At 60.6% G+C, this 2763-nt stretch carries 1 protein-coding gene and 2 pseudogenes; all 3 read right to left on the bottom strand.

The window, feature by feature from the left end; genetic code table 11:
- Positions 1–444: 444 nt before the first annotated feature.
- Positions 445–1276: pseudogene (locus NKI06_RS30720) on the bottom strand (IS110 family RNA-guided transposase); the annotation flags it as partial.
- Between the two features lie 373 nt (positions 1277–1649).
- On the bottom strand, positions 1650–1970 hold the full coding sequence (locus tag NKI06_RS30715) for a hypothetical protein (protein ID WP_352987916.1): 321 nt from the start codon (positions 1968–1970) through the stop codon (positions 1650–1652).
- A gap of 575 nt (positions 1971–2545) precedes the next feature.
- Positions 2546–2763: pseudogene (locus tag NKI06_RS30710) on the bottom strand (aspartate aminotransferase family protein); the annotation flags it as partial.

Below are 2763 nucleotides of genomic sequence, written 5' to 3'. Positions count from 1 at the left end.
CATGCACCTCTCCTCTACCGTCGAGGGAATGCATGCGCAGGTTGCTGACCCAAAGGCACTATCTAGGCTTTAAAACTGTCCGGTATTTAATCGGAATGGCGTCCGGTTAATTCTCGGAATCGCGTCCGGTTTTTGATCGGAACGGTGTCCGGTTAATCGTCGGAATTTGCAATCTTGGCCAGCAGTCACGTGCGACCGCCACATAAAGGCCGGACATATGATCGCAAGCGATCCATCAAATCGTTACTCAACAATCTTGCGAGAAGGGTGCCGTCCACATATGGGGTCAGGAGAGCGAGGCGTTTCAATGTGTTGAACGATCTTGGGAAAGTTCGCCCCAGGATCGTGCCTGCTAACGAGATCGCCTTGCCCATCGTCCCCACGGGAAACGATCCAGGATCCCCTTGTGGGCGAAACTCTTTCTTCATTTGTCCGTTGTCCATTTTATGCCGATACGAGACCAGGTTCCTTGCCGAAGCGGAACTCGGACGCGTCGCTCCCACATGCGATGTAGGATGACGGCGAGCTTGCGGGCAACCGCGACACGGGCTCGCGCCATACCGCGCCGCTTGGCGACGTTCATGCCCCACGCGCGCAGGCTCGACCATTTCTTGCTGCGCACGAGCAGTGTATGATTTGCTTCGTAAAGCGCTGTGCGGGCCAGTTCGTCCCCGCAGCGGCTGACTTTGCCCTGGATATCGGTCTCACCGGACTGGTAGCGCGACGGGGTCAGTCCCAGATGCGCGCCGACATCCCGCGAGCAGCGAAAGCGGTCCGGCCGGTCGATCGTGGCGCGGAAGGCGAGCGCGGTGATCGGCCGACACCTTGAATGCTCATGAGCCGCCCAGAGACCTCTTCCTTGCGAGCCAGACCGAGAACCTGCTTCGTCAGGCGGACGAACTCTCCCAGCATTGTGGCCAGGATCGTTATTAGCAGCGGCTCGACCAGCGGCATTACAACCGGATCTGTGCCGGCCAACTCGCGCACACGACCGGCGAAGGCGGTTCGCGACGGCCTGCCCAGCTTGATGCCGGCCTCCCGCAGGATCGCCCGGATCACGTTCTCAATGGTGCGCATTTCATTCAGCACCGTGCGGCGGGCGACGAGGAAGGGATCTCCAGAGCCGGCACTGCCGGTTCTTCACATGCACCTGCCGATACTAGCCGGTGCGCATGATCTACGCCAGCGCCCGGGCGTCGTTCCGATCCGTTTTGTTCGGCATCGTCTTCATCGCCGCATTGGCCCGCCGCGTCTCGATGCAGATAGCCGGCAACCCGAGAATGCCGTTGTTGAGGACGATAAGGGTAAGCGCGATGCCAAAGCGGACGAGCGTCTCCAGTTCTGCCCAGCTATGAGCGAAGCCGCCGTCGCCAACGATGGCGACGACCGGATGATCCGGACGGGCAACTTTTGCTCCGATTGCCAGCGGCAGCCCTCATCCAAGACCCGCGGGACCGCGCGGCATGATGAATCGCATCCCAGCCTTCAGACTGCGGAGTTGCCCAGTTAGCCAAAATGACGAATAGTTGGTGTCCGTCACAACTGTCGTCTCGGGCGTCAGCCGGACTGAAGCTCGCGCATGACATATTCGGGTCGGATAGGGGCGCCGTCTCGACGCGCTACCCAGTACCGATCCTCCTCGAAAGCACTCAAGCAACAGCAATCCTTGCTTCCAGGCCAACCTGGCCTGCTGGCGGAAGGCTCAGCGACTGCCCTTGCAGCGTCTTGTGCAGTGCGCGGAGCGTTTCAGCCGCCGAGCCTACAAGACGCAAGGGCTCATAGGTCCGCCCGATCTCGCAGGGATCGATGTCGATATGCACGATCTTGGCTGTCGTGGAATGAGCCGCCAGTTGTCCGTCCCCATTCTGATTGGCGCGCGTGCCGACAAGCAGGACGAGATTGGCCTCATCGAGAAGGCCCCCGACTGTGGCGACAGAGGGCCCGGGGCCAACAAGTGACCCCAGGGACACCGGCGGACAAAAGGATGATGTTCATCCACCGCGCCTTCACCCAGTGAATACGAGAAGGGATGCTACTTCCTGAAGCTGGGCGAGTTCCGCCGCTCCGCCGCCGCGTGAACGCCACCGCCAGCCAGAACAACAGGTGCGCGGGCCTGCGCTATGGCCCTAGCAGCCTCCTCGATGTCGAGGCGTCAGGATGCATGCGGTCCAACGGCCATTGGCCAGGATTGGCATGTCGCATGGCTGGCAGTAGCACCGCCGGACCGGGCCGCCCCGACGCCGCTGACGCAAAGGCCGCGTTGATGTAGTCGTCGACACGTTCGGCAACGACCACCCGCCGAACCCATTTGGCACAGGCCTGGAACAATGCGATGTGGTCGAGTTCCTGTCTGCCTGATCCCGCTGCCATGGCCCCACCCATATTTTCCTGTCGATAGGCGACCTGCCGGACGCCGATCTTCTCGGCCGCGAGGATTACGGCTGACGGAAGACTTTGAGCAAAGATGGTGTCCACGCCCATGACGTTGGAGTGCGCAAACGACACGTTCCGCCACGGTAGTTCCTTTCGAAAGGTAGAAATATCCTTATCGCGCCTCCCCGTGCGAAACGGACACCGCCAGGAACCGCTCAAAAACGCTTGCGATTTTATCGATGTCGGCGTCAGACATAGCCGTCGACAAGCAAGCCGAGGCACCCACGGGCAGAATGATTCCATTGTTTCTGAAGAACCGGCTCATGGCTTTCATTGCGGCGGTTTCGTCGGGCGAAGGATAGGCTTCCCGGTAGTCGTGTGGCAGCTTCT

The organism is Mesorhizobium sp. M0772, from assembly GCF_040320135.1.
Taxonomy (GTDB): Bacteria; Pseudomonadota; Alphaproteobacteria; order Rhizobiales; family Rhizobiaceae; genus Mesorhizobium.
This window is presented reverse-complemented; position numbering and strand designations above follow the sequence as displayed.